At 66.2% G+C, this 24,610-nt stretch carries 21 protein-coding genes, 1 tRNA gene and 2 pseudogenes; 17 read left to right on the top strand and 7 right to left on the bottom strand.

Going from position 1 to position 24,610, the window contains the following annotated elements; all coding sequences use genetic code 11:
- Window positions 1–53 precede the first annotated feature (53 nt).
- The 7 genes from OXS49_RS21170 to OXS49_RS21140 all read left to right on the top strand — a co-directional run bounded on the left by OXS49_RS21170 (window position 54) and on the right by OXS49_RS21140 (window position 4,752).
- A complete protein-coding gene (locus tag OXS49_RS21170) occupies window positions 54–677 on the top strand; it encodes a DUF1134 domain-containing protein (RefSeq protein ID WP_243926335.1) in 624 nt (207 codons plus the stop codon).
- Window positions 678–791: 114 nt separating this feature from the next.
- Window positions 792–1,496 carry a hypothetical protein gene (locus OXS49_RS21165; protein WP_244001757.1) on the top strand — a complete coding sequence of 235 codons (705 nt, stop codon included), beginning with the start codon at window positions 792–794 and terminating at the stop codon, window positions 1,494–1,496.
- A 134-nt stretch (window positions 1,497–1,630) separates the two neighbouring features.
- Window positions 1,631–1,933 (top strand): 3',5'-cyclic-nucleotide phosphodiesterase, encoded by a 303-nt coding sequence (locus OXS49_RS21160; RefSeq protein ID WP_244001755.1) that lies wholly within the window; start codon window positions 1,631–1,633, stop codon window positions 1,931–1,933.
- Window positions 1,934–2,060: 127 nt separating this feature from the next.
- Complete coding sequence (locus OXS49_RS21155; RefSeq protein ID WP_244001753.1) at window positions 2,061–2,411, top strand: lipoprotein; 351 nt, start codon at window positions 2,061–2,063, stop codon at window positions 2,409–2,411.
- Between the two features lie 132 nt (window positions 2,412–2,543).
- Complete coding sequence (gene lysA / locus OXS49_RS21150) at window positions 2,544–3,812, top strand: diaminopimelate decarboxylase (RefSeq protein WP_267426562.1); 1,269 nt, start codon at window positions 2,544–2,546, stop codon at window positions 3,810–3,812.
- A complete protein-coding gene (locus tag OXS49_RS21145) occupies window positions 3,809–4,648 on the top strand; it encodes a glycosyltransferase family 2 protein (RefSeq protein WP_267426560.1) in 840 nt (279 codons plus the stop codon). The genes lysA and OXS49_RS21145 overlap by 4 nt, the downstream gene beginning before the upstream one ends.
- A 12-nt stretch (window positions 4,649–4,660) precedes the next feature.
- A tRNA-Ser gene (locus tag OXS49_RS21140) sits at window positions 4,661–4,752 on the top strand.
- A 193-nt stretch (window positions 4,753–4,945) separates the two neighbouring features.
- On the opposite strand, the gene OXS49_RS21135 is transcribed toward OXS49_RS21140, so the two are convergent.
- Entirely contained in the window at window positions 4,946–5,794 is an 849-nt protein-coding gene (locus tag OXS49_RS21135; protein WP_267426572.1) for a metal-dependent phosphohydrolase, read from the bottom strand.
- 155 nt (window positions 5,795–5,949) lie between these two features.
- Between OXS49_RS21135 and OXS49_RS21130 the strand changes: the two genes are divergently transcribed.
- The 4 genes from OXS49_RS21130 to OXS49_RS21115 all read left to right on the top strand — a co-directional run bounded on the left by OXS49_RS21130 (window position 5,950) and on the right by OXS49_RS21115 (window position 12,561).
- Window positions 5,950–8,154: an ATP-dependent RecD-like DNA helicase gene (locus tag OXS49_RS21130; RefSeq protein ID WP_267426559.1), complete on the top strand. Its 2,205-nt coding sequence runs from the start codon at window positions 5,950–5,952 to the stop codon at window positions 8,152–8,154.
- A 39-nt stretch (window positions 8,155–8,193) separates the two neighbouring features.
- Window positions 8,194–9,360 carry an alpha/beta fold hydrolase gene (locus OXS49_RS21125; protein WP_267426558.1) on the top strand — a complete coding sequence of 389 codons (1,167 nt, stop codon included), beginning with the start codon at window positions 8,194–8,196 and terminating at the stop codon, window positions 9,358–9,360.
- Between the two features lie 411 nt (window positions 9,361–9,771).
- A complete protein-coding gene (locus OXS49_RS21120; protein WP_267426557.1) occupies window positions 9,772–11,022 on the top strand; it encodes a nucleotidyltransferase in 1,251 nt (416 codons plus the stop codon).
- Window positions 11,023–11,448: 426 nt separating this feature from the next.
- The gene (locus OXS49_RS21115; RefSeq protein WP_267426556.1) at window positions 11,449–12,561 is read left to right on the top strand and encodes a CBASS cGAMP-activated phospholipase; all 1,113 of its coding nucleotides are present in this window, start codon (window positions 11,449–11,451) and stop codon (window positions 12,559–12,561) included.
- Between the two features lie 237 nt (window positions 12,562–12,798).
- Here the strand turns inward: OXS49_RS21115 and OXS49_RS21110 are convergent, their stop codons facing one another.
- Both OXS49_RS21110 and OXS49_RS21105 read right to left on the bottom strand, forming a co-directional pair.
- The gene (locus tag OXS49_RS21110) at window positions 12,799–13,527 is read right to left on the bottom strand and encodes an SDR family NAD(P)-dependent oxidoreductase (RefSeq protein WP_267426555.1); all 729 of its coding nucleotides are present in this window, start codon (window positions 13,525–13,527) and stop codon (window positions 12,799–12,801) included.
- Window positions 13,524–14,159 carry a DUF938 domain-containing protein gene (locus OXS49_RS21105; RefSeq protein WP_267426554.1) on the bottom strand — a complete coding sequence of 212 codons (636 nt, stop codon included), beginning with the start codon at window positions 14,157–14,159 and terminating at the stop codon, window positions 13,524–13,526. Before OXS49_RS21105 ends, OXS49_RS21110 begins: the two co-directional genes overlap by 4 nt.
- 151 nt (window positions 14,160–14,310) lie before the next feature.
- Between OXS49_RS21105 and OXS49_RS21100 the strand changes: the two are divergent.
- A pseudogene (locus OXS49_RS21100) lies at window positions 14,311–14,931 on the top strand (tyrosine-type recombinase/integrase).
- 339 nt (window positions 14,932–15,270) lie between these two features.
- Window positions 15,271–15,909 carry a glutathione S-transferase family protein gene (locus OXS49_RS21095; protein WP_267426553.1) on the top strand — a complete coding sequence of 213 codons (639 nt, stop codon included), beginning with the start codon at window positions 15,271–15,273 and terminating at the stop codon, window positions 15,907–15,909.
- 411 nt (window positions 15,910–16,320) lie between these two features.
- Here the strand turns inward: OXS49_RS21095 and OXS49_RS21090 are convergent, their stop codons facing one another.
- The 3 genes and pseudogenes from OXS49_RS21090 to OXS49_RS21080 all read right to left on the bottom strand — a co-directional run.
- Window positions 16,321–17,424, bottom strand: a complete 1,104-nt coding sequence (locus OXS49_RS21090; RefSeq protein ID WP_267426552.1) for a catalase family protein — start codon at window positions 17,422–17,424, stop codon at window positions 16,321–16,323.
- A gap of 184 nt (window positions 17,425–17,608) precedes the next feature.
- Window positions 17,609–18,580 carry an AraC family transcriptional regulator gene (locus OXS49_RS21085; RefSeq protein WP_267426551.1) on the bottom strand — a complete coding sequence of 324 codons (972 nt, stop codon included), beginning with the start codon at window positions 18,578–18,580 and terminating at the stop codon, window positions 17,609–17,611.
- Window positions 18,581–18,678: 98 nt separating this feature from the next.
- A pseudogene (locus tag OXS49_RS21080) lies at window positions 18,679–18,963 on the bottom strand (helix-turn-helix domain-containing protein); the annotation flags it as partial.
- Between the two features lie 248 nt (window positions 18,964–19,211).
- Between OXS49_RS21080 and OXS49_RS21075 the strand changes: the two are divergent.
- From OXS49_RS21075 to OXS49_RS21060, 4 genes are all read left to right on the top strand, one after another.
- Window positions 19,212–20,033, top strand: a complete 822-nt coding sequence (locus OXS49_RS21075) for an alpha/beta hydrolase (RefSeq protein ID WP_267426549.1) — start codon at window positions 19,212–19,214, stop codon at window positions 20,031–20,033.
- Between the two features lie 39 nt (window positions 20,034–20,072).
- Window positions 20,073–21,185: an alkene reductase gene (locus tag OXS49_RS21070; RefSeq protein ID WP_267426547.1), complete on the top strand. Its 1,113-nt coding sequence runs from the start codon at window positions 20,073–20,075 to the stop codon at window positions 21,183–21,185.
- A gap of 576 nt (window positions 21,186–21,761) precedes the next feature.
- Entirely contained in the window at window positions 21,762–22,310 is a 549-nt protein-coding gene (locus OXS49_RS21065) for a recombinase family protein (RefSeq protein WP_267426546.1), read from the top strand.
- Window positions 22,311–22,380: 70 nt separating this feature from the next.
- A complete protein-coding gene (locus OXS49_RS21060) occupies window positions 22,381–23,577 on the top strand; it encodes a PD-(D/E)XK nuclease family protein (protein ID WP_267426544.1) in 1,197 nt (398 codons plus the stop codon).
- 191 nt (window positions 23,578–23,768) lie between these two features.
- Here OXS49_RS21060 and OXS49_RS21055 read toward each other — a convergent pair.
- A partial coding sequence (locus OXS49_RS21055) for a hypothetical protein (protein ID WP_267426543.1) occupies window positions 23,769–24,610 on the bottom strand: 842 nt, incomplete at its 5' end.

Raw genomic sequence — 24,610 nt, 5'->3', positions numbered from 1 at the left:
GCGGCACAGATCCATCGCACGAACCGTTAATCGAACCGGGCGAGGAGACAACGATGACGGCACGAGACGATCGCGGCCCCGACCGGCGCCGCTTGCTGCGCGCGGGCCTCGCCCTGGCGCTCGGTGCCCCCCTGGGCGCCTCCCTCGGCATGCCCGGCACCGCCCTGGCGCGGGGCGAGGATGCCGACACCCCCGAGACATTCCGCCCCGGCGAGGTCGTGGAATCGGGCCACCGGTTCTTCGGATCGGTCTCCCGTGGCCTCGCGCTGACCGTCGAGGAGGCGGGCCGGCGCTGGGGCGAGCCGAACGGCTACATCCTCGGCCAGGAGGGCGGCGGCGCCGTTGTGGCGGGCGTCCGCTACGGCGAGGGCACGCTCTACACCCGCAATGCCGGCCAGCGGCGCATCTACTGGCAGGGGCCGTCGGTCGGCTTCGACGTAGGCGGCGACGGGGCGCGCACCATGATGCTCGTCTACAACCTGCCGAACGTGCGCGACTTGTACCGGCGCTTCGGCGGCGTCGACGGCTCGGCCTACCTCGTCGGCGGCTTCGGCATGACCGCGGTGGTCAACGACCGGATCATCGTGGTGCCGATCCGCAGCGGCGTGGGCGCACGGCTGGGGATCAATGTCGGCTATCTGAAGTTCACCCGGGAGCCGACTTGGAACCCGTTTTGATCCGAAACCCGTTTTGACGCTGCGGCGAGACGATTGGATTTCGCCCTTCGTATCAACCTGGGCTAGAGTGAAGACGGGCCGGGTCTTCCGGCCGGATGCGCGGGTTGTTCCCTCGTGATCGAAGCGGTGATGATCTTCGCGCTGGGCTTCCTGGCGGCGAGCCTGTGCGGCCTGCTGCTGCTGCCGGCCCTCAACGCCCGGGCCGCCCGGCTGGCCAGGCGGCGGGCCGAGGCGCGCCTGCCCCTGTCGCCAGCCGAGATCGCGGCCGAGCGCGATTTCCTGCGCGCCCAGTTCGCCGTCCAGCAGCGCCGCCTGGAGCGCAAGGCCGAGACCGCGGAGGCCAAGCGCCAGACCGAGATGGCGGCGCTCGGTGCCGGGACCATGCGGGTCGCCGCGCTCACGCGCGATGTCGCGGCCCGGGATTCCGAAATCGCCCAGGTCCAGGCCAAGACCCGGGAACTCGAGACCGAGCTCGTCCTCGCCCGCGACGACGGCACCGCGAGCCTCGCCACGCTCCAGGCCCTCGAAGACGCCCATGCCGACCTGCTCGACACGCTCCTGGGCCTGCGGCAGACCGCACGGCAGGCATCCGGTCCGGATGCCGAGTCGGCCGAGCGCGACGACCTGCGCGCGAGCCTCAAGGCGGCCGAAGAGGCCTTGGCGTTGACGCTCGCGGACCGCTCGGCCGACCGGCAGGCCGGCATCGAGCGCGAGAACGCGGATCTGCGCCGGCGGATCGTCGAAGTGGCCGACGCCGTGACGAGCCCGGGCCGCATGCCCCGGGCCGCCCATCCGGTTCCGCAGCCGGAACGGGTCTGACCGGGCTCCGACGCTCTCACCTGGCGGGTGGGCGCAAACCGGCGCCGGCTCGCCTTGTTTCGACCACGCAAAGGCCCCATCGCAACGCGGACGCCTTCTGCACATCTCCATTTCCCAAGATGGTACGGACACCCATGCGCCTGAAGCCAATCGTTCTCGCCGTCATGGCGGCCACTGCCCTGACGCTGCCGGCCTCGGCGCAGCAGACGAAGCGCGGCAACGAGACCCTGAAGAAGTACTGCACCGGCGACTACCTGACCTATTGCGGCAATCTGGCCCCCGACGATCCGGCCACCGATGCCTGCTTCCAGAAGAACTGGAAGAAGCTCAGCGAGAACTGCCGCCGGGCGATCGACGCCTACGAGGCCGAGCAGGGCCAGAGCACCCCGTCCAAGGGTCGGCAGGGCGCGCAGGACGGCAAGGACCGCCGCGGCTGAGGCGAGTCTCCCCGTCGCGGCCGCGACCTGTTGCGGCCGCGCGCTCGCGCCCGCGCCCCGCAACCGCTAAGCTCGGGCTCCCGCCGGCGCCCGCGCGCCGGTGCCGAGCCTGCCGGACCCGCGCGCGATGTTGTCGAACCCCGCCCTGAAGCTCCTTGCCGTGTCCGGCCTCGCCGCCCTGGCGCTCGCCGCCTGCGGACGGCGCGGCGCCCTGGAACCGCCCCAGACCACCGCCCCCGTGGGCTCCGCCGCGCAGGCGGGCGCGGACACGGTGAACGGCCGCCGGACCCTGCCGGTCTCGGTGGGCCTCGGCAGCGGCGCGCCTGAACCGGACCCGGCCTCGGTCCGCGCCGGGGACGAGCTGTCGACGGCGGCCGTGCCGCCGGGGGGCACCGAGGCTCCGGTCCAGACCAGCCGCGGTGCGCGGCGGGGCTACCGCGTCCCGAAGGAACCTTTTATTCTGGATCCGCTGCTGTAGAGGGCGGAGGCCGGGGCTCCGCAACGCGGCTGTGTGCTCCCGGTCATCCATCCCTCGGGCGCGCCCTGCGACCCGGACCGGATGTTTCACGGGAAACATTCCGTCCCCGGCGCCAGACGAGATACGGCCGAGATGCACCATTTCCACTACCGCGACGGCCGGCTCCACGCCGAGGACGTCGACCTGACGGATCTCGCCGCTGAGGTCGGCACCCCGTTCTACTGCTACAGCACCGCAACGCTCGAGCGGCATTACCGCGTCTTCGCCGAGGCCTTCGCGGGGGACGACGCCTTGGTCTGCTTCGCCATGAAGGCGAATTCCAATCAGGCGGTGCTGCGCACCCTGGCGGCCCAGGGCGCCGGGATGGACATCGTCTCGGGCGGCGAGCTGCACCGGGCGCTGGCGGCCGGGGTCGATCCCGGCAAGATCGTCTTCTCCGGCGTGGGCAAGACCCGCGGCGAGATGGAGGCCGCGCTCAACGCCGGCATCTTCTGCTTCAACGTCGAGAGCGAGCCCGAACTCGTGGCCCTGTCCGAGACCGCCACGGCTCTCGGGCTCACGGCACCGGTCTCGATCCGGGTGAATCCGGACGTCGATGCCGGCACCCACGCCAAGATCTCCACCGGCAAGTACGAGAACAAGTTCGGCATCCCGATCACCCGGGCGCCGGCGGTCTACGCCGCTGCGGCCACATTGCCGGGCCTCGCGGTCCACGGCGTCGACATGCATATCGGCAGCCAGATCACCGATCTGGCCCCGTTCGCCGATGCGGCGCGGCTGCTGGCCGACCTCGCCCGGCAGCTCCTGGCGGCGGGCCATCCGCTGCGCCACATCGATTTCGGCGGCGGCCTCGGCATCCCCTACCGCGACGACAACGCCCCGCCCCCCGACCCGGCGGCGCTCGCCGCGACCCTCCGGCCGCATTTCACGCCGCTCGGCCTGCGACCGGTCTTCGAGATCGGCCGGATGATCGCCGGCAATGCCGGGATCCTGGTGACCCGGGTGCTCTACGTGAAGCACAGCGAGGGACGCACCTTCGTGATCGTCGACGGGGCGATGAACGACCTGATCCGCCCGACCCTGTACGAGGCCTATCACGGCCTGCGCCCCGTGGCCGAGCCGGGGCCCGACACCCCGTGGCGCGTGGTCGACGTGGTAGGCCCGGTCTGCGAGAGCGGCGACTATCTCGCCCTCAACCGCGAGATGCCCGACGTGAAGGCCGGCGACCTGATCGCCGTGATGAGCGCGGGCGCCTACGGGGCGGTCCAGTCCTGCACCTACAACACGCGGCCCCTGGTGCCGGAGGTTCTGGTGCGGGGCGGCCAAGCCGCGACCGTGCGTCCGCGCCTCGACGTCGAGGTGCTCGTCGCCCTCGACCGGGTGCCGGACTGGCTGGCGTGAGCGGCATCCCGGAGGGCGCAGCGGCGGCCGGCCCCCTCCCCCTGTCGATCTTCGTCATCGCCCACAACGAGGCGGACCGGATCGGCGCCACGATCCGGGCGGTGCGCGACCTGACCGACGACCTCGTGGTGGTCGATTCGGGCTCCACGGACGGCACACAGGCATTGGCCGAATCGCTCGGCGCGCGGGTGATCCACAATCCGTGGCCGGGCTATGGGCCTCAGAAACGCTTCGCCGAGGAGCAGTGCCGCCATGTCTGGCTCCTGAACCTCGATGCCGACGAGGTAGTGCCGGGGATTCTCGCGCGGGAGATCCGCGCCTTGTTCGCGACGGGCGAGCCGACGAAGCCGGCATGGCGGATCGGCATCGCCGAGATCTTTCCGGGTGAGGCGCGCCCGCACCCGCTCGCCTACACGCTGACTCCGGTGCGGCTCTACCGGAAGGATCGCGGCCGCTACGCCGCCTCCCCGGTCCACGACCGGGTGGCGCTGGACCCGGGGGTGACGGCGGGACGCCTCAAGGGCGTGATCCACCATTTTTCGGTGCGCTCGCTCGGCGACCAGCTCGACAAGCTCAACCGCTACTCGGACCAGCAGGCGGACGACCTGGAGGCCCGGGGGGTGGTGATTCCGAGCTGGCGGGTGTTCGTCGAGCTGCCGGGCAATTTCCTGAAGGCCTATCTCGGCCGCCGGCATTTCGTGCGGGGCACCTACGGCTTCCTGACGGCGATGAACTACGCGATTTCGCGGCATCTGCGCATCGCCAAGCACGTCGAGCGCCGCCGCGTGGCGACAGCCCGCCGGGATCGGGTTGACCCGCCCGGCCCGACCTTCTAGATCCAAGACGCCGGAGACGTGGCCGAGCGGCTGAAGGCACTCGTTTGCTAAATGAGCATACCCAGAAATGGGTATCGAGGGTTCGAATCCCTCCGTCTCCGCCACTTAGGTGGCCTAAGTTACTGTTCTAACTTTCAAAATTGGAACGGCTGAGGCAGCCAACCCACGTTGCGCCCCACATTTCGAAACGGCTTGTACTGGACTTTAGCGGACGATGTCGCCGCGCGTGCGCGAGGGCTGAACTCGCTGGTCGCTATCATCGCCTATGCTGATATCGTCGCGAGCCACTCCGATAGCTCAGCCGGAGTGAGGACCCATTCGGCGACGGTCATGCTCGATGGCGAACACATGACTGTAAAGGTTGGCCACCCAGCTCCGCCCCTCGACCGTTAGATCGAGAAAGCGGACTGCGTCCCCGATGACCGGCTCGATCTTGCTCCAGAAAAACGCCGGGTATCGCTCCGCGAGGTCAGCCGGGCCGGCGTAGCCGAGCTGACGGTCGAAGCCGACTTCGACGAACTCGTGGAACAGCGCGTTCAGTTTGCGGGGGTAGAGCGGATCGCCGAGTTGTCCGATCAGATCGGCCGCACGCATCAGGCCGGCTTCGGTCCCGGTTTCCCGGTGCTCGTCGTCCGCGGGGACGGGAAAGCGGGTCAGCTCGATGGCGCGCATCACCCGCTGCGCATCGACGAGGTCATGCGTGCCGAAGCGCTCCTGCACCGCCAGCTTCGAGCGTTCGATGTGATAGGGCGCCAGCGCCGCGTCGGAGGCGCCTCGTTGAAGACGGATAGTGGTGCCCTGGGCGTCGATGACGAAGGCGTTCGCCCGGTCACCTGAGCAGACACCGCGCACGTAGCCGATGTCGTGGTACAGCGCCGCCAAGATCATATGCAGCCAATCCTCCGGCGTGATGCCCTTGTCGAGGAACCGGCCGCGCAGGATATCCTGAGCCACGAGGGTGACGAGGGCGGTATGGTCGCCATCGTGGTAGAGCGCGTCGCTGCCGACGATGCGCTCGATAGTCAGACGTGCGGACGCTTCGATCACCTCGGCAAAACGTGGCTCGCGGCTGCCGAAGGTGCGCTGGTAGGTAAGCGCAAGGTGCTCGCCGAGCGCGTTAGCCAGCATCTTCGTCACATCGAACATAGCTGGTGCCTCGCAGACTGAATGCACGCCGACACTGCCTGCTGTGTCGATCAGCACCATGACATCATGTGAGCAGCGGCCCATACTGCGGAAACGGCTCGTGCAGTATCGAGGCGTCGATCTCCGAGGCAGGCCCGTAGGATCTTATAGCCGCCGTGGCTGCGCGCGCATTCCCCGGCTCGGCCGGTCCAGAGATCGAGGCGCTGGCCGGTACCATCGAGCGCGTCACCTTCCACAGCCCGGAGACCGGCTTCTGCGTGCTCAAGGTCCAGGCGCGTGGTAAGCGCGATCTCGTGCCGGTGATCGGCCATGCCCCCGCCATCGCGGCCGGCGAGTGGATCACCGCCACCGGCATCTGGCACACGGATCGCCAGCACGGCGTGCAGTTCAAGGCCGATACCCTCAAGGTCACGCCACCCACTGGGGTCGAGGGCATCGAGAAGTACCTCGCCTCCGGCCACATGCGCGGCATCGGTCCGGCCATAGCCAAGCGCATCGTCGCGGCGTTCGGCAAGGGGACCTTCGAGATCATCGAGGCCGAGCCGCAGCGGCTGCCCGAGGTCGCCGGCATCGGCCCGAAGCGCGCCGCCCGCATCATCGCGGGCTGGGCCGAGCAGAAGGCGGTGCGCGAGATCATGCTGTTCCTGCACGCTCACGGCGTCGGCACGGCGCGGGCGGTGCGGATCTTCAAGACCTACGGGTACGATGCCATCGCGGTGATGACCGAAGATCCCTACCGACTGGCCAAGGACATCCGCGGCATCGGCTTCAAGACCGCCGACGCCATCGCGATGAAGCTCGGCTTGACCCCGGAGGCGCCGCAGCGGCTGCGAGCGGGCATCTCGTTTGCCCTGCAGACGGCGACCGATGGCGGACACTGCGCCCTGCCGGTGGCAGAATTGATCAAGCTCGCGGGCGAACTGCTCGGCGTCGAGGCGGCGCTGATCCGCTCAGCGCTGCTCGACGTGCTGGAGACCGGCGAGGTCGTGCAGGACATCCTCGGCGACAAGGCGTGCATCTTCCTGGCCGGACTGCATGCCGCCGAGCGGATGATCGCGGAGCGGCTGCTCCGGCGCGTGAAGGGTAGGCCACCCTGGTTAGAGATCGACCTCGCCCGGGCGCTGCCCTGGGTCCAGGAGAAGACCGGAAAGACGCTCTCGCCCTCGCAAGGGGAAGCTGTGCGGCTGGTGCTCGGCGCCAAGCTCGCGGTGATCACCGGCGGTCCGGGCGTGGGCAAGACCTCGACCCTCGACACGATCCTGCGCATCCTGCGGGCGAAGGGCGTCCAGGTGCTGCTTGCCGCCCCAACCGGCCGGGCGGCCAAGCGCATGACCGAGCAGACTGGCATCGAGGCCAAGACGATCCACCGGCTGCTGGAGATCGACCCGAAGCACGGCGGCTTCTCGCGCAACGAGGACAACCCGCTCGCCTGCGACCTGCTGGTGATCGACGAGACCTCGATGGTCGATGTGCCGCTGATGAACGCCCTGACCAAGGCAGTGCCGGAGCACGCGGCGCTGCTGCTCGTCGGCGACGTTGACCAGCTGCCCTCGGTCGGGCCCGGCCAAGTGTTGGCCGATATCATCGCCTCGGAGGCTATCCCGGTCGCGCGACTGACCGAGGTGTTCCGGCAGGCGGCCGAGAGCCGGATCGTCTTGAATGCGCACCGGATCAACGCCGGCAAGATGCCCGAGCCAGCCGCCCGGGGCGCGGACAGCGACTTCCACCTGATCGAGATCGACGAGCCTGAGCCGGCGGTGGCGACGCTGATTGAGGTGGTGACCAGGCGCATTCCCGCTCGCTTCGGTCTCGATCCGGTGCGCGACGTACAGGTACTCACCCCGATGCAGCGCGGCGTGCTCGGCGCGCGCAACCTCAACCACGAACTCCAGGCGGTGCTCAACCCGAACCCGGCGGTCTCGGTGGAGCGGTTCGGTTGGCGCTTCTCACCCGGCGACCGGGTGATGGAGAGCCAGAACGACTACGACCGAGAGGTGTTCAACGGCGATCTCGGCACGGTGGCGCGCATCGACGCGGACGAGGGGGCGGTGATCGTCAATTTCGATGGCCGCGAAGTTGTCTACCCGTATGGCGAGCTCGACACGCTGGTGCCGGCCTACGCCACGACCATCCACAAGTCGCAGGGCTCGGAGTACCCGGCGGTGGTGATCCCGCTCGCCATGCAGCATTGGACGATGCTGGCGAGGAACCTCCTGTACACAGGTGTGACTCGCGGCAAGCGGCTCGTCGTGCTGCTCGCGCAGCGCAAGGCGCTGGGCATCGCGGTTCGCGGCGCCAACATGCGACTACGCTGGACCAAGCTTCATGAATGGCTCAGTTCAACGGCTCAGCCTCGGTAACAGCTGTTACGAACGGAAACGCAATCGAAGGCTTAGTGCATGATCGATCTGCCGCCGCTCGACGCTGCCGTTCTTCCCGCGAACATCCGCGCGCGTTTCGTTGACCGTGTTAACGGCCTGCGGATGCACCTGCTGGAAGCCGGGCACGAGGATCCTAGCCGGCCCTGCCTCCTACTGCTGCACGGATTCCCGGAACTCGCCTATTCCTGGCGCAAGGTGATGCCCGCCCTCGCGAAGGCCGGCTACCACGTCGTCGCCCCAGATCTGCGCGGCTACGGGCGCACCGCCGCGGGGCCGGTCCCATACAAAGCCGACCTCGCGCCCTTCCGCATGCACAACCTCCTCCTCGACCTGCTCTGCCTGATCGCGGCGCTGGACCGAGAGCGGGTCGCGGCGGTGATCGGGCACGATTTCGGTTCGTGGGTCGCGGGCTTCTGTGCCCTGGCCAGGCCCGACGTGTTTGAATCAGTCATCCTGATGAGCGCGCCGTTTGCGGGGGCACCCGACCTCAACGCCCTAGCGGACAGCCTGCGCCCGCCCGCGCAGGATCCGATTCACGCCGCTCTGGCCGGTCTGCCGCGCCCGCGCGAGCACTACCACCGCTACTTCGCCTCCCCGGCTGCGGCGCCCGACATGGACGGCAGCCCGACGCAGGTCGCCGCGTTCCTGCGCGCCTACTTCCATTACAAGAGTGCCGACTGGCCGGGCAGCGCGCCGCACCCGCTGGCTGGCTGGACGGCCGAGGCGGCCGCGGAGATGCCGGCCTACTACGTCATGGACCTCGGCCGAAGCATGCCCGCGACGGTGGCGCCCGAAGAGCCGGAGGACGGCGGCGCCGGCTGCGCGTGGCTCACCGACCGGGAACTCGCCGTCTACGCGACTGAGTACGCGCGTACTGGCTTTCAGGGGCCGTTGCAGGGTTATCGCTGCCGCATGGATGGAAGCCTCGCTCGCGACCTTGGGCGCTTTGCGGGACGGCGAATCGCCGTGCCAGCGCTGTTCGTGGCTGGGTCCGCTGACTGGGGGCCGTTCCAAGCGCCGGGTGCGCTGGACCGTATGAAGGCACAGTCCTGCACCCAATTCGAAGGCTGCCATTTCATAAAGGGCGCTGGCCATTGGGTGCAGCAGGAACGGTCCCTAGCCGTCACCGACCTGATCCTCGACTTCTTGCCCCATCATTCGGATCTCGCGCCCGCCCGAAACTGACCCAAAGCGGACCTCCCGAACGTCCGCTTGCAATGGAATCACTGCGCAAATGGCCTGCCATAACCTCGGGAAGGCTACTCAGCATCAGGTGTGGATCAGTTCCTTCCCTTGGTTCAGGCTGAGTCCTCCGCGTTCCCATTGACGCGTCGAGCACCGTCCTGAGTCTCCGCCCGTTAGGGAGACCAGGGTTGGTGAAAATCCAAGGGGAGCTCATCCGGCCTGCAGGTTCTTCAACAAAGGCCGGGGACACCCTTTTATCGCCGCCGGTGGCAGTGACCTAGCTCTACCCACTGTCACATCATATAGTATCTCGGATGTATTTTTTACCCATATGTTGTGTCACGATCCTTGCGGACGCCCCACGGGCTGGGCTACAACTCCGCGAACAGATAGAGAACTGGAAGATGCCCGATGTTTCCCGACCGTACCGCCCTCCCGCTCGATGAGCTGCTAATCGAACTCGCGACCGCCATCGAGCTGAGCGACCACGACCGCGAGATCGCCGAGAACCGCTACCGGCGGCTCAAGGTCCACCTAGAGCGCCCGAGCAGCCCGCTGAGCGAGCACCTCCTTGCCAGCGGCAGCCTGATCTACGCGCAGGGGTCGATGGCCATCGGCGCGACGATCGTCAGCGGCACCGAGGATGACCGCTTCGACGTCGACGCGCTGGTCGAAATGACGGTCCCGGCGGGCTGGTCTGACGATGAGGTCTTGGACCGCCTTGAGGAAGCCCTGAAGGGCTTCCCAGGAATGATCAAGATCGTGCGCTGCACGCGCTGCGTCCAGCTGCAGTTCGCGTTCATGCACATGGATGTGACGATCCTGGACCCGGCGGCCGAGCCCCGGGCGCTGCGGGTCGGTGAGATCTTTCATAGTCCGGATGAGGGGGCGGCGTACCGGGTGCCGTCCAACCCGTTCGGCTTCGCCGGATGGTACCGGGCGAGCGTGGGCGAGGGTACCCGCGAGTTCCAGGAGGCCCTGCGTCAGCGCCGCCGTGAGTTCGCGATCGACCGTATCCCGAACGTGATGGTGGAGAAGGCGGAGCAGGAGAACCTGCCGTCCGGCGTCCCGCCGCGTCTGGACGCCCAGCAGGTCGTCGCGCTGAAGCTGATGAAGCGCTTCCTCAACATGCGCTACGAAGACCGTGCGCTGAAGCGCCCTCCGTCCATCTACCTGACCAAGATCTCGTCCACGTGCGGCTATGACGACCAGGGCCTCACGGCACAGCTCGAGCGCTACGCCGCCACGCTCGAGGAGGCGATGGCCGCCGCCGAGGACGCCAACGCGGGACCTGACGAGCGCAACCCCATGTACCGAGAGGATCGGCTCAACGATCGCTGGCCCCAAACGCAGGCCGATCGGCGCGCGCTCAGGGAAGATATGGCGTTCCTGCAGCAGGCGCTGGCTCAGGCCCGCCAGGCCGACCTCAAGGAGATCTCTAAGATCCTAGCGGGGCTGTTCGGCGAGCGCATCAGCACGCGTACCGTCGGCCGCTACATGGACCGCGCGACCGGGTCGCCGGTAAGCTACCAGCCTGGAACCGGCCGCATCATTGGCAGGACCGCGATGCTGGCGCCGGCGCTAGCTAAGTTCGCCGTGGCCATGCCGCGGCACAATTTCCACGCGTCGGCGCTGCCGACCGAGGACGATGACGACCAGTGAAAGCCGTCGGCTTCCACGAGCGGCCACGCAGTCTGGGCGCTCAGCGCGCCCGGATGGCCGGGCGCTGGCCTGCGTTCGAGTTCACCCCGCTAAGGGAGGGGTTCGTCCGCTGGACAGGACTGCTGCAGCCCCTCCAGCAGACGTACCTCATCAGCGTGTTCTGGGACCAGACAAGCCCGCGGCTTCCATATGTCCTTCTTGAGGATCCGGCGCTGAAACCACGTGATGGGTCTTCCTTTGAAGAAATACCTCATCTAATCTATCATGCTGAACGGCCAGAGCGATCAGGGCTTTGCTTGTTCGACCCTGATGGCGCGGAATGGTCTAATCACAGGCTGATCGCTGATACCACCGTACCTTGGGTATCACACTGGCTGTACTACTACGAATTTTGGCACGTTGACGGAGTTTGGCGGGGAGGTGGTGTTGGCCCGGAGAGCATTGCCGCAGCGCGGGCCGCGTCCCTTCACGGACCGCCGGGCCCACTCGCTCAAGACCAGGCGGAAGCGTCTCCCGTGGCCGGCTGATAGGCCATTCCGCATCCTCTCGCTGGATGGCGGCGGGATCCGAGGCCTCTACGCCGCGACCATCCTGGCCCGCGTCGAGCAGGATCTGCTCGGTGGCGGCCGGATCGCCGACCATGTGGATATGATTGCCGGCACTTCGACAGGCGGCATCATCGCGATCGGCCTCGGGCTCGGCAAACCCGCCACCCTCATCCATCGACTCTACGCTGTCGACGGCGAGTCGGTCTTTCCGCCGTTCTGGAACCAGCATCCCAAGCTGCGCTTCTGGCGTCAGTTGGTGATGCCCCTGTTTAACGCCAAGAAACTAGAGGAACTGCTGTTCCGAACGTTTGGCACTGCAACCCTCGGCCAATCCATCACCCGCCTAGTAGTTCCGGCGTTCCTCGGCCCCAAGACTGACATCGCGGTGTTCAAAACCGATCACCATCCCGACTTCAAGAAAGATCACCTGATGACTGCGTGGGAGGCCGCCCGGGCAACGTCGGCGGCTCCGACTTACTTCTCCGGTCACAAGGGGGACGATTATGTGTTTCTGGACGGCGGCGTCTGGTGCAACAACCCAATCATGGCTGCCGTGGTTGACGTACTTTCCGCATATCAAGTCGAACGCGACCAGATCGAGATTCTGTCCATCGGTACGGGCAACCCGCCCTACCAGATTAGCCGGTTCGCCACCCGCGGTGGCCTCTTCCAGTGGCGTGAGATCATCTTGGGCGCCATGTACCTGACCACTGACAACGCGCAGGCGCAGGCCACGCTGCTGCTCGGTCCCGAGCAGATCCTGCGCCTCGAGCCGACCGGCGCCGGCGCCGCAATTGACTTGGCGGACTGGACGGCCGCCTGTACCCAACTACAGCCGCAAGCCCAGCAGGCGTTTGAAGCCAACCGTGACCGGCTCGCGGCCTTCTTCGCCGCGCCGATAGAGGCACGACACAGGTTCTACACGGAAGCACCCGTTGGCACGCACGAACGCGCCACCTCTAAGGCCGGCTCAGCCGGCGTCGACGGCTAGTACTTGTCGGCACGTAGGCCGCTATTGCATCGTCGGTGCGCGGCTCCCACCGCCGCCCTTTAAGGGGCACATCGAAGGTCCAGCAGGGGTCGCAAGCAGCCCTTCAGGTCCGCCCCGTGCAGCGTCTGCTTCTCGGCAAACACCCAATGTCGGCTGTTTGCGCATGCCGTACGTGAGCCCGGATCCGGACGTTCGTACGACGTCGCGCCAGGGCATCCGTAAGAGCTAAGACCGCTTTCAGGCTGTGATCAGCGAGCCGTCCCAGGCGAAAACGGCGCCCGTGTCGTCCGCGCTTAGGCCATCCAGCACGCGCAGGAGATGCGCCGCACTCTCCTCTGGTGAGAAGACGCCGTCGGCCGTCGGGTCCGGCCGGAAGGGCCGTGACAGGCCGGAGGCGACCGTGCCCGGATGCAGGCCCACGACGATCGCTTCCGGTCGGCTCCGGGCGACCTCGATCGCGAGCGTTCGCAGAATCTGGTTCAGCGCCGACTTCGAGGCGCGGTAGGCGTACCAGCCGCCAAGTCGGTTGTCGCCGATCGATCCGACCCGCGCCGACAAGGCGGCGAACACGCATCGCTCCCCTCGCGCCAGAAGGGGCACAAAATGCTTGGCTACGAGCGCAGGGCCGATCGTGTTGACTGAGAATACGGTGGCCATTGCGGTGGGATCGAGCGCCCCGACCGTCTTCTCGGGCGAGATGCCTGTCCGGTGGAGAAGGCCGGTGGCGACGATAACCAGGCCGACCGGTCCGGCTTCGCCGACCCTGGCCGCCGCCGCCGCAACCGTCGCCTCGTCGGTCAGGTCGATCGGGAGAGTTTGGACGCCATGCGGGACTGACGCCTCCGAGCGGGAGAGCGCGAAGATTGGCGCGTAGGCCGCAGCCTCGGCGAGCGCGCGGATCAAGGCCCCGCCTATGCCTCCGGACGCACCGACGATGACTGCGCTGGTCTGGGGCGAGGCGGTCAAGGCGTGAACTCCCTGTCAACGGCGGAGCCTCGGCGCCCTCGGTGAAAGATCAAGCTGAGATTGTTGGCCGGCATCGCGACTCGCTCGGCCAGATGCAGACCGTGCGCTCGGCCGGCCGCCGCGACCGCCTGGATATCGCGGATCCCCCAGGAGGCATTCCTCGCTCGCAAGCTCTCGTCGAACGCAGCGTTGCTCGGTGCGGTGTGCGCGCCACCCTCCCGAAAAGGACCGTACAGGTAGAGCACACCACCCTCCGCGAGCGTCGCTTCCGCGCCAGTCATCAGCCCGATGGTCGCGTCCCAGGGAGCGATGTGGATCACGTTGATCGCGACAACCGCGTCCACCCGCGTCACCGGCCACGGCTGACGGGTCGCGTCGATCGCCAGCGGCGGCCGGATGTTCGCCAGCCCGGCGGCGCGGGCATGGGCGACGATACTGCGACGGGCCGCTTCATCCGGATCGCTGGGCTGCCAGACAAGTGCGGGTAGCGCACGAGCGAAGTGAGCGGCGTGCTCGCCGGAACCGCTCGCGATCTCAAGGACGAGGCAGCTGGGTGGAAGAACGCGCTTGAGGAGTTCGGCGTTCGGGACGACGTTGCGGGCCGCGGCAGGCGAGAATAGGGCATTGGACATGGGGCTCATCTAAGGGCAGCCGATGCCGACCTCATGCCCTTTCGTGGCGGCACGCCTGCTCGGAGGCGACACGGCTTCAGCGCTAAGCGCGCAGCTGCGGCGCGGGCGGACCGCGGTGCGATGCTGATGGCTTCCGAAACGGAGTACCATCATGACTTCAGCCAGCGACACCATCCGCCAACCATGGAACCTCGGCCGCGTCGTCGGTCCCAAGCCGCCGTTCAAACCCAAGCACATCTGAGCGATCCGCACCCGCCTGCAGCATGAAGGGCGCACGCGCGACCTCGCCCTGTTCAACACCGCCATCGACAGCAAGCTGCGCGGCTGCGACCTCGTCCGCCTACGCGTGGCCGACGTCCACCTCGGTGACGGCGTCCGCCTGCGCACAACTATTGTGCAGCAGAAGACCGGCCGGCCCGTACCCTTCGAGCTGACTGAGACCACCCGCGAGACGCTGGCGGCCTGGCTGAAGCTGCGGGAGGTGCGAGCCAGCGACTGGCTGTTCCCGAGCCGTAGCCGCCCGGGCGAGCATCTGACGACGCGCCAGTACGGCCGGCTCGTCGACGAGTGGGTGGCGTTGATCGGTCTCGATCCAGCTGGGTATGGCACGCACAGCTTGCGCCGTACGAAAGTCGCATTGATCTATCGGCGGACAGGCAACCTCCGAGCCTGCCAGCTGCTCCTCGGCCACACCAAGCTTGAGAGCACGGTACGCTACCTTGGCATCGAGGCAGATGACGCGCTGGTGATGTCGGAACAGACCGACATCTGACCATCACTGCGGCGGCCCTCCCGGGCCGTCGCCCCAAAGCCCCCATAGTCCGAGAAGGGTGGTAACCAGACCTTCGCCTTTCGGTCTGAAGCGGACGTTCCGCGTTCGACCCATCACGGCCATTCATAACGTGCGATCGTCACCTCGAAAGCCGAATTAGCCAGCTGAGCCAGCAGGTGGCGGCAGGCTGTTTCGATGTTGGAACCTTACGTCTGCACCCCTGCTTTTCCCGACTGAGCGCGACACTTCCGACGTCGAAATCACCCAAATGCCAAGGGCAGACCGCTTTCCGTCGATGCCACGCTCCACTCCGAAGCCCTCCGAGACTCGGGACACACGATGAGGTTCTACTGGGGACCACATACATGCGCGATTGGCATCCACATCCTGCTGGAGGAGATCGGCAGACCCTATGACAGCGTGAAGATGGATGTGGCCGGCGGCGAGGCCGGAAGGGAGCCGTTCAAGGCAATCAACCCAAAGGGCAAGGTACCCACCCTCGTGTCCGACGATGGAACGATCGTGACCGAGTACGGCGCCATCGCAACGTGGCTGGCCCGTACCAATCCGGACAAGGGGCTTATTCCGGCCGACCCGGAGGCGGAGCGTCGGGGCATCGAGATTATGGACTACGCCATCGGCACGCTCCATCTGCAGGGGTTCGGACGGCTGTTCAAGACGGCGAACTACGAGCCGCAGGACATGCTGCACCAGACGCTTAAGCTCGGGCAGGCCTCGGTAAAGGAACAGGGCCGCGCAATCATCGACGAGGCTCTGGCCATCCTCGATCGGCAGATGGCGGGGCGCACTTTCGTCGCTGGCGATGCCTTCACAATCGGCGACAGCGCCCTGTTCTACGCGACGCGCTGGGTGCCGCAGCAGGGCATCACGCTGCCGCCCAACCTTACTGGGCACTATGAGCAAATGATCGCGCGCCCGGCCGTAGCGCGGGTGCGCGCGATTTGGGGCGAGGCGTGATGCTGTGGCGCCCTCCAGTCGCCCCTTCGGATGGCGAGCGTTCACTTATCGAAGCTGTAGCCTGAGAGCGGACCGTCATAAATTCCCCGAGCCGGACGTTGAGCGGATCGGCGGATGTCGACCCGACCCGATCGTTCGGGTTCCTCGACGCAATACTCGGAAGCGGACGCTTGGCTAGCGGCTTCTGCACGAGGCAAACCGAACGAAAGCGGCGCAGCCGGTCCAGGTGGATATTACGCGGTAAGACGCCGTTCGAAATCAGCGTCCCGACGCTCGACCATCAGCCCCTCGCGGATTTGTGCGGGCCGCGGCGAACCGACATTCTCGCATTGGGATCGCCCTTCTCGCCCAGCGCCGTTCGATCCCGTCCATTCCGCGCTTCGTACCAGGACCGTTGCGCCCTATCACCCTCTACGGCAGCTTAAAGGGCTCACGTGGCTCCGTGATGGTGCGGCCGTTCCGCTCGGCGCGGAAGCGCTTGCCCATCTCGTAGGCCTGCTTGCGCGAGCGCATGATGCCGCCCAGGGGCCGGTGCGCGGCAAGCCCGTGCCAGGGGCTAAACGACAGGCCGTCGTCGACCGCGCTGGACCGGGCCTCGCTCCAGGCCGTTTGCGGCTTCACCCTGATCCGCGCCACGGTCTGGTACAGGCTCTCGCTCTCAGGCCAGACCGTGGCGGCGTTCTCGACCGGCATGTCGTCGAGGCCGGTGCAGAGCTGCGCCCTGACTTCCCAGAGCCCCCCATTCGCACGGAAGAACTCGACGACCGCCTCCCGTATTACGTTCGGGCCTCCGTCTTCCGCCAAGGGCTTGTCGGTCAAGGCCGTCAGTTCGGGCGCGACCGGCGCCACGCATAGCTTGGCGACGTAGTCACCGAAGCGCACGGGCACCTGACTGTAGAAGGTCTCGCCGAGGATGTGGGTCTCGGGCTGGCCGCCCATCGTCGCTACGGTGGCGTTGGGCGCACCGGTGGTCGAGACGATGATTTCCTGCACGCTCTGCATCGCGCCCGAGACGACCTTCTTGAAGCCCTCCGCCTTGTCGGTCGTGGCCGCAAGCAGCTTCAGGGTGGCGAGGAAGGCCTTCGGCGTCGGAGCACCGAAGGCCGGTCCGTTGACCAGCACGAGGTCCTGGGTGACGTCCCCCTCGGACCCTTCCAGCCGCTCGCCTTCGACGCCGATGATCTTCACCGCAAGGCCGCGGGGGGTCGAGACGCTGTCGTCGAGGATGTCGCCGGGGATGGTCGAGAGGCGCATGATGACGGGATAGGTCGCCGGCTTGGAAAACAGGCCTTGTGCAAGCATGGGCGAAAGCCCTGAGGCAACCTCAAGCTCGCCCTCAAGGAACCCGTGGCTCTTGGCATGGACGCTGCGGATCGCGTGGCCGCCGTCCGCCAGGGTCTTCTCGCTGACCGAGCGCATCGTCTCCATCAGTCCCTGCGCCGTCTCAGTCTCATCGTCGGCGACGGTTTCGACATCGGGGCTGTAGCGAAGGTAGAAGTCACCCGCATCGACCATGATCGTTCCTCGGGGCGGGAGCGATGGCACGACCGGGGATCGGTCACCTTCCGTCCTCAACCCATTGAACAGGGCCAAGGCCACCCGACTTCGACGGTTCCGGAGGCTCGGCCCGGTCGAACGCTCGCGCACGCGATCCGAACGATAGAGCACCAAGGCGGGCCCAAACGGCGTCGTGACGGGATCAGGTCGGCTCGGCGTCCGGAGCCCCGCTCTCGATGCGCTCCGGCTCGCCTTCGTCCATTCCGCCGACCAGACGGAATTGGCTTGGCGCGGTCCCGAACTCGACCTCGAACGCCTTACTGAACGCGCTCCGGCTCGCGTAGCCGACGGTTGCGGCGATGACCTTCACCGGCAGGTCGGTGCCACTGAGGAGACGGGAGGCGATCCGGAGGCGGACCCTCTGGACGAACTCCATCGGGCCTTGCCCGAAGGCCGCGGCGAACCCTTCCGCGAAGCTGGTCCGGCCCATGCCCGCGAGGGTCGCCAAGCCGTCGACGGAGTAATGCGCGCCCGGCTGTTCGAGGACCGCCAGGACGGCGCGGGCGAGCTTCGGGTTCTGCAAGGCCGCCAGGATCGGGGACGTGAAGTCGCTCGCCGTCAATTGCTGGCGCAAAAGGATGATGAGGCACTGCTTCATGAGCACCTCCGTCATCGCTTGTGTTGCCAGATTGGGGCTCAGAACCTCGGCGAGCATGAGGTCGAAGGCGTACTGCAGCACCGGATCCGCGGAGAAGGTCTGCACCATGGGGGCCTGGAACAGCTCGAACAGCCCCATCGCGCCGGTGTGGGTGTCGGCGATCTGGCCGCATACGAAGAGCGCATCAGGGCTCCCGTCACCGGCCGTGAAGGAGATCAATCCGTCACCATGGAGGACGCAGTGATCCTCGGCGCGGACCTCGCCGACGCAATCCTCGGCGGCGCCGAGGCTGTGCGAATGCCGAGCCGGCACGACGATGATGGTATGGGGCGCAAAGGATCGCCACGGCCCCTGCCCGACCCGGAGGCTCCCGGTTCCGCGCAGCACGTAGTGAACGGTGATCGCCTCGAACGGGCTGAAACCGAGGCGCCAGCCGCTCTGTATGGTGCAGACGGAGAACGAGCGCAGCCGAACCGCGAGCGTGACGAGAAGGCGGTCGAGAAGGTCGGCTCGCATGGTGGCGGACTATGCGTCATCGCCATCGAAAACCCCAGCGATTTACCGTGACATCGACAGCCTCATGCGCGGCCGGGGCACGCATCGAGGGCGAGCGGGACGCCCTGCTCGGCCAGGGTGTCGCGCAACTCCCGCAGGAACGCCAGCGGGTGCCCTTCGTGGGCCTGAAGGATCCGATCGGCATGCGCCTCGATGGCGGGTACGGGTCGCTCACCGCAAGGCGGCCGGGGCGCGATTGCCCCCTCTTCTTGGAAGCGCTCGTGCCAGCGGATCGCGCTGGATGGGCCGATACCGAAGCGTTTGGCCGCCTGACGGCGCGAGGATCCCGCCTCGATCGCCGCAATCACCCGCTCACGCAGATCGACCGATAAGGCTGACGGCATCCCGCTCTCCTTGGAAAGCCCGACATCGAATCAGATCCGCAGCCCGCCCGATACCCCCTGATTCAACCCAACCGGACACGGCTCTAAGTGATCCGGTGCGTCTCCTGGGCGGTCCACCGGGGCTTCACGCTGCCTCCAGCAGCGAACCGCATGCAGCGCGCTCCGCTGGCGGAGGCTTCACCCCAAGGAACCAACGCGGGCCGGAGCCTGTCTCCGGAGAGAAGATCGTTCGAACAGGAGAGACCACCATGCCCTTCATCGCGGCCCACGACGGCGCGCAGCTCTTTTTAAAGGATTGGGGAAGCGGTCGGCCGGTCGTGCTGATCCACGGCTGGCCGCTGGATGCGGACATGTGGGAGTTCCAGCAGCTGGCGCTCACCGAGGCGGGTCTGCGCACCGTCGCCTACGACCGCCGCGGCTTTGGCCGTTCGGACCAGACTTGGGGCGGCTACGATTACGACACCCTCGCCGACGACCTGAAATCCGTGCTCGACGCCCTCGACCTGCAGGACTTGGCATTGGTCGGGTTCTCGATGGGCGGCGGCGAAATCGCCCGGTACATGAGCCGGCACGGCGGCGCCCGAGTGACCCGAACGGTGCTCGTCTCGGCGGTGACGCCCTACATGCTCAAGGCCGCCGACAACCCAAAGGGCGTTGACGCATCGGTGTTCGACGGCATGATCGCCGCGCTAAAGAAGGACCGTCCGAACTTCATGGCGACCTTCTCCAAGACCTTCTTCGGGGTTGGGTTGCTCTCGTCTCCAGTCTCGTCCGACATGATCCAGTGGACCGGCAACCTCGCGATGCTCGCCTCGCCGAAGGCGACGATCGCCAGCGTGACAGCCTTCTCCGAGACCGATTTCCGCGCCGACATGAGCGCGTTTCACGTGCCGACCCTCGTCATCCACGGCGATGCCGACCAGACCGTACCGATCGACGTGTCGGGCAAGGCCACAGCCGCCGCGATCCCCGGTGCCGAACTCGTCGTCTACGGAGGCGCGCCGCACGCCGTGCCGTTCACCCATGCCGAGCGACTGAACGGGGATCTCATCACCTTCCTGAAGGGCTGACCCGCACTCCGCTCACCATTCTCCACGATCCGAGGAACCATGACAACGAGCCCGATCCTCCAGTCCGTCACAATCGGTGACCTGGAACTCAAGAACCGCATCGTCATGGCGCCGCTGACCCGCAGCCGGTCCTCGACCGCGGGCGTGCCGCCGGACTTCGCCGCCGATTATTACGGTCAACGTGCCACTGCCGGCCTGATCGTTTCCGAGGCGACCAACATCTCGGCTCAGGCCGTGGGCTATGCCTACACGCCGGGCATCTGGTCGGACGACCAGATCGAGGCCTGGACACGCATCGTCTCGACGGTCCACGCCAACGAGGGACGCATCTTCCTTCAGCTTTGGCACACCGGCCGGATATCCCATCCCGACTTGCAGCCGGGGGGCCGGCTTCCAGTCTCGGCCTCCGCGGTGAAACCGGAGGGTACCGCCTTCACGATGGAGGGGATGAAGCCCCATGTCACCCCGCGGGCGTTGGAGACCAACGAGATCCCCGGCATCGTGGAGGATTACCGTCGCGCAGCCGTGAACGCCAAGCGCGCCGGCTTCGACGGGGTCGAGATTCACTCGGCCAATAACTACCTGTTGGAGCAGTTCGTGCGAGACTCGACCAACAAACGTACCGACCGCTACGGCGGTTCGATCGAGAATCGTCTGCGCTTTCCACTCGACGTGGTCCGTGCAGTGACCGAGGCCTGGGACGGCGGGAACCGCGTCGGCATCCGGCTGTCGCCCGCGACCACGCAGCCAGGCGAGACGCCCCTCGATTCCGACACGCACGCCACTTTCGGCGCCTATGTCGACGCGCTGAATGCCTTCGGCCTGCTATACATCCATACGATCGAGGGCGTGACGCAGCAGACCCGCGCTGTGCCAGACGGCGTCGATTTCCTCGACCTGCGTCGCCGGTTCGAGGGCGCCTATATCGGCAACAACCAGAATACCCTGGAGCTCGCTGAGAAGGAACTGGCCGAGGGCCGAGCCGACCTGTTCAGCTTCGGCCGGCCTTACCTTGCGAACCCCGACCTAGTTGGACGGCTGGCGAGCGGGGCACCACTGGCCGAGGCGCCCAAGCAGTATTGGTACGGCGGCGGTGCGACCGGCTACTCCGACTGGCCGGGCATGGACGGGCCGGTGCAGGTACGGCGCTGAATGGCTTTTGGAGGTCGGCACGTCGCCGACCGTGACTGACCCGATCTCCAGTGTCTGGTTATCATCGTGCCGGAAGTGACAGAGCACTCGGTAAGACTTCAGTCTTGCCCGCATGATCGAACCGAGCGGCCGGTGCGTGGCGACGTTGTGGGCCGGGCGGAACGACAGTACAGCGTCAACGTAGCAGTGTATGCCGGCTTCTCGCGTCCTGAGCCGGCGCACGAAAATCGAGAGCCTGGGCCACTACCTCGGGGTGGACGTCGAGGGGCCTTCACGCCACCGGGTCGGATCGCGCCAAGAGCGGCCAAAGCCAGCCCACCGGACTGCCCGGAATCGGACCTTCCGGCCTTCTGCAGTGGGTCGAAACCGGAAGGCTGCCTACCTGCAAGTAAATGTCCGCTTCCAGGTGGTGGGTTGATGTCCGCTTATGGCGCGAAGCTGAACTTACCGCTGGCAGCGAACATCGCGGTATACCCTGACGCGACGTAACATGGGGAGCACCACACGTTGTAACATCTGGGTTGACGGCGACTATTTGTGACCCGGTAGCTTCGGGCCTACAGCCTGAGGTGACACATGGCCCGCATCGGATACGCCCGCGTCAGCACTGTCGACCAAGATCTCGACGGCCAACTCGCCCGCCTCACCGCCGAAGGCTGCAGCGTCATCCGCGCCGAGAAGGCTTCGGGCGCCTCGCGCGAGGGACGAGGCGAACTCGCTACCATCCTCGCTTTCCTGCGCCCCGGCGACGAGATCGTCGTAACGCGCCTTGACCGCCTCGGGCGCGATACCCGTGACGTGCTCAACCTGATGCACGAGGCCGAGCAGCGGGGTGCGAGCGTTACCGTGCTTGAACCCCACGTTTCGACGCGGGGGGAGATGGGCCACGTCGTGCTGACTGTGCTCGGTATGGTCGCCCAGATGGAGCGGCGGTTTATCAAGGAGCGACAGCGCGAAGGTATCGCGCGGGCGCGGACGGCGGGCGTTTACACCGGCGGCAAGGCAAGGCTCGATCATCCTGGTATCCGGCGCATGGCGGCTGAAGGGTATGGGCCAACCGTGATCGCGAGGGCGTTCGGCTGCTCGCGCATGCAGGTCTATCGGTTGCTGCTTGAGCGCGAATAATGCCCGACACCTGAAATAAGCCGTGACGTCTGCCGTTGCGCCAGGGGTTGTCGGGTGGCAGGCTGTACGGATGCCTCCATACGCGATTCAACATTTAGTCGAGGTCGTTGCTTCTCAGCGAGCACAGGCCAGCGATGCGCGCAAAAGTTTCAACTCGGCAACCCTGCTGTTGGTGGACGAGATGCATCTCTCGCGTGTGATCGGCTGGATGCTGGATCCCGCGGGCACGCATGGTCAAGGCGACCGCTATCTCCGTAGCTTTCTAGATCTCTGCGGGATCGCCGCACCAGACGATTGTCGGTCAGCAAAGGTTCGCCGAGAGGTGCCCCGCTACGCTTTAGGACGTTTGATGGGGCGCATCGACATCGAGGTCGTTCACCCCACCTTTCTGCTCCTCGTCGAAAACAAGCCGACCGCTCGCTTCGGAGACCAACAGCTGGAGCGTTACGCCCGTACACTGCCGCGTGATTTCGGCAGGCAGGCGCGCGTCATCACCCTTCTCGGGGCTGGATGGGATGCAGCGGTTATCGGGGCCATCGAGCAGGCTGGGACGCGTGCGCTGAAACTCGGTACTCACGTACGCGACTGGGTAGCAGAGTGCCGGTCAGTTACGACCGACGCGAAAGTCGCTGCGTTTCTTCACGACCTCGAAGAATCTTTGGATATGCGCTTCGCGGGAAAGGACGCTCACGCTGTGCAGCAAATCATCGACCTCCTCACCGCAACCCCCGAAACGGTCGCTGCTTCCATCGCCATCATGGATGCACGCGAGGCGCTGGCTGCGACGATCAACGACCGCTTCGTTGACGCCGTTCAGGAGCGCGCCCGCGCGGCAGGGCTCGGCGCGATCCGTCCGGTTGCGGACGAAGCAACTCTCTTCTCGCCCCAGCGTAATGGTATGCTGCGGCTCGACATCGGCGACCCGCGCTTTGATTTTGCACTTTCAGCCGAAGCGACTTTCTTCCGAAACGTTGCGCTCGGTGTCTGCTTGCGGAAGGAGCGGCGCGCGATGGCCAGTGTCTACGCCGAAGAGGTCGCTCGTTTAAGCACCGCCCTGAACCCCGGACAGGGCATTGTCGATGGGTGGTGGCTTTGGTGGGACCACTTACAGGCCCTCGACGTGAGCGGACGTCGTGGCATCAGTCCTACAGATTTTTGGGCCTGGGCAGCCGACGACAGTGCTGATGGTTTGGCCGCTGCCTTCGTGAGTCGTGCGCTTGAGGCAAAGGGGGCGCTATTTGCTGCAGTGGACGACCCACAGTCCTGAGAACTCTTCCCTAAACTAGTCACACCAATTCCGCCCATGATAGGCGAGTTTCGAAGTTTACCGTGGCCCGCAAGCGGACGTTCCGCTTGCGACCCAACGCAGTCATTCACGCAAGACTGTACGGATTTCAAAAGCAGACGTATCTTGAGCTGTTCCTATGACGGTAGTGCGCCCGTTCCGGTCTTTCGGCATCACGACCACCGACCTTGTGTCCCCGTCATCGAACGCGGCTTCAATGCGTCAGCAGCACCGGGCATACTACGGCGCTTCAGATTAGCCTTCTGTGACTTCGCAGGGCCGCGTCGCTGCGATTTCTGTGAAGCAAGGACCGGGGTAGCTTCCGCGGCCGACGTCTCTGAGCTGACTGTATTCAAGAGAAAATGTCCCCTGGTCCATTCAACCACGTAATGCTGGAGCCTAGCGCGACCTCTGGCCTGTTCGAACAATTCCAAGACCACCAGGGACCAATGGCCGAGCGGGTAGCATCGCAGCAGCTTTTCAAGGAGGCGACCGGTCGCCCGCTTCAGCCGTAGGATGTCGTATCTGGCCCCCAGGATCCAAAGGCGGCGCAGAATAGAAACGACGAATTGGAAATGCGCAGCTCGGTCGGCATCAGGCGTACCGACATGGTCAGCCAAGGCGTCGAATTCGCTCAAGCTCAAGCTCTGAGCAGCCTCGAAAGCTCCGACCATCAGATTGACGTTGAGCATCACATGCCGGTGATTGCGGCCTGCAACCTCAACTGCAGCCTTGAGATAACCTTCCGGCTCAAGTCCCCCCGCGGGCTGCGTGGCGTCCATAACAGCTTGAAGCCACAGACCATCCACACCCATGATTCGACGAACTACGTACCGGTAGTACCCGTCGTCCGAGAGCAGGATCGCATCATGGTTCTGCGCGAGTATGGCAGCATCCATGAGTTGCGAGCCGAAGGATCGAGCTGCTTGATTGGCCTGGTGTTTTGATTCGTCGGGGTACAGTGCGACTTCAACGCAGCAATGGGTCTTAATCGCTTCTACGGTCCCATCGGCAA

This window comes from Methylobacterium sp. GC_Met_2 (assembly GCF_026540795.1).
GTDB lineage: Bacteria > Pseudomonadota > Alphaproteobacteria > Rhizobiales > Beijerinckiaceae > Methylobacterium.
This window is presented reverse-complemented; position numbering and strand designations above follow the sequence as displayed.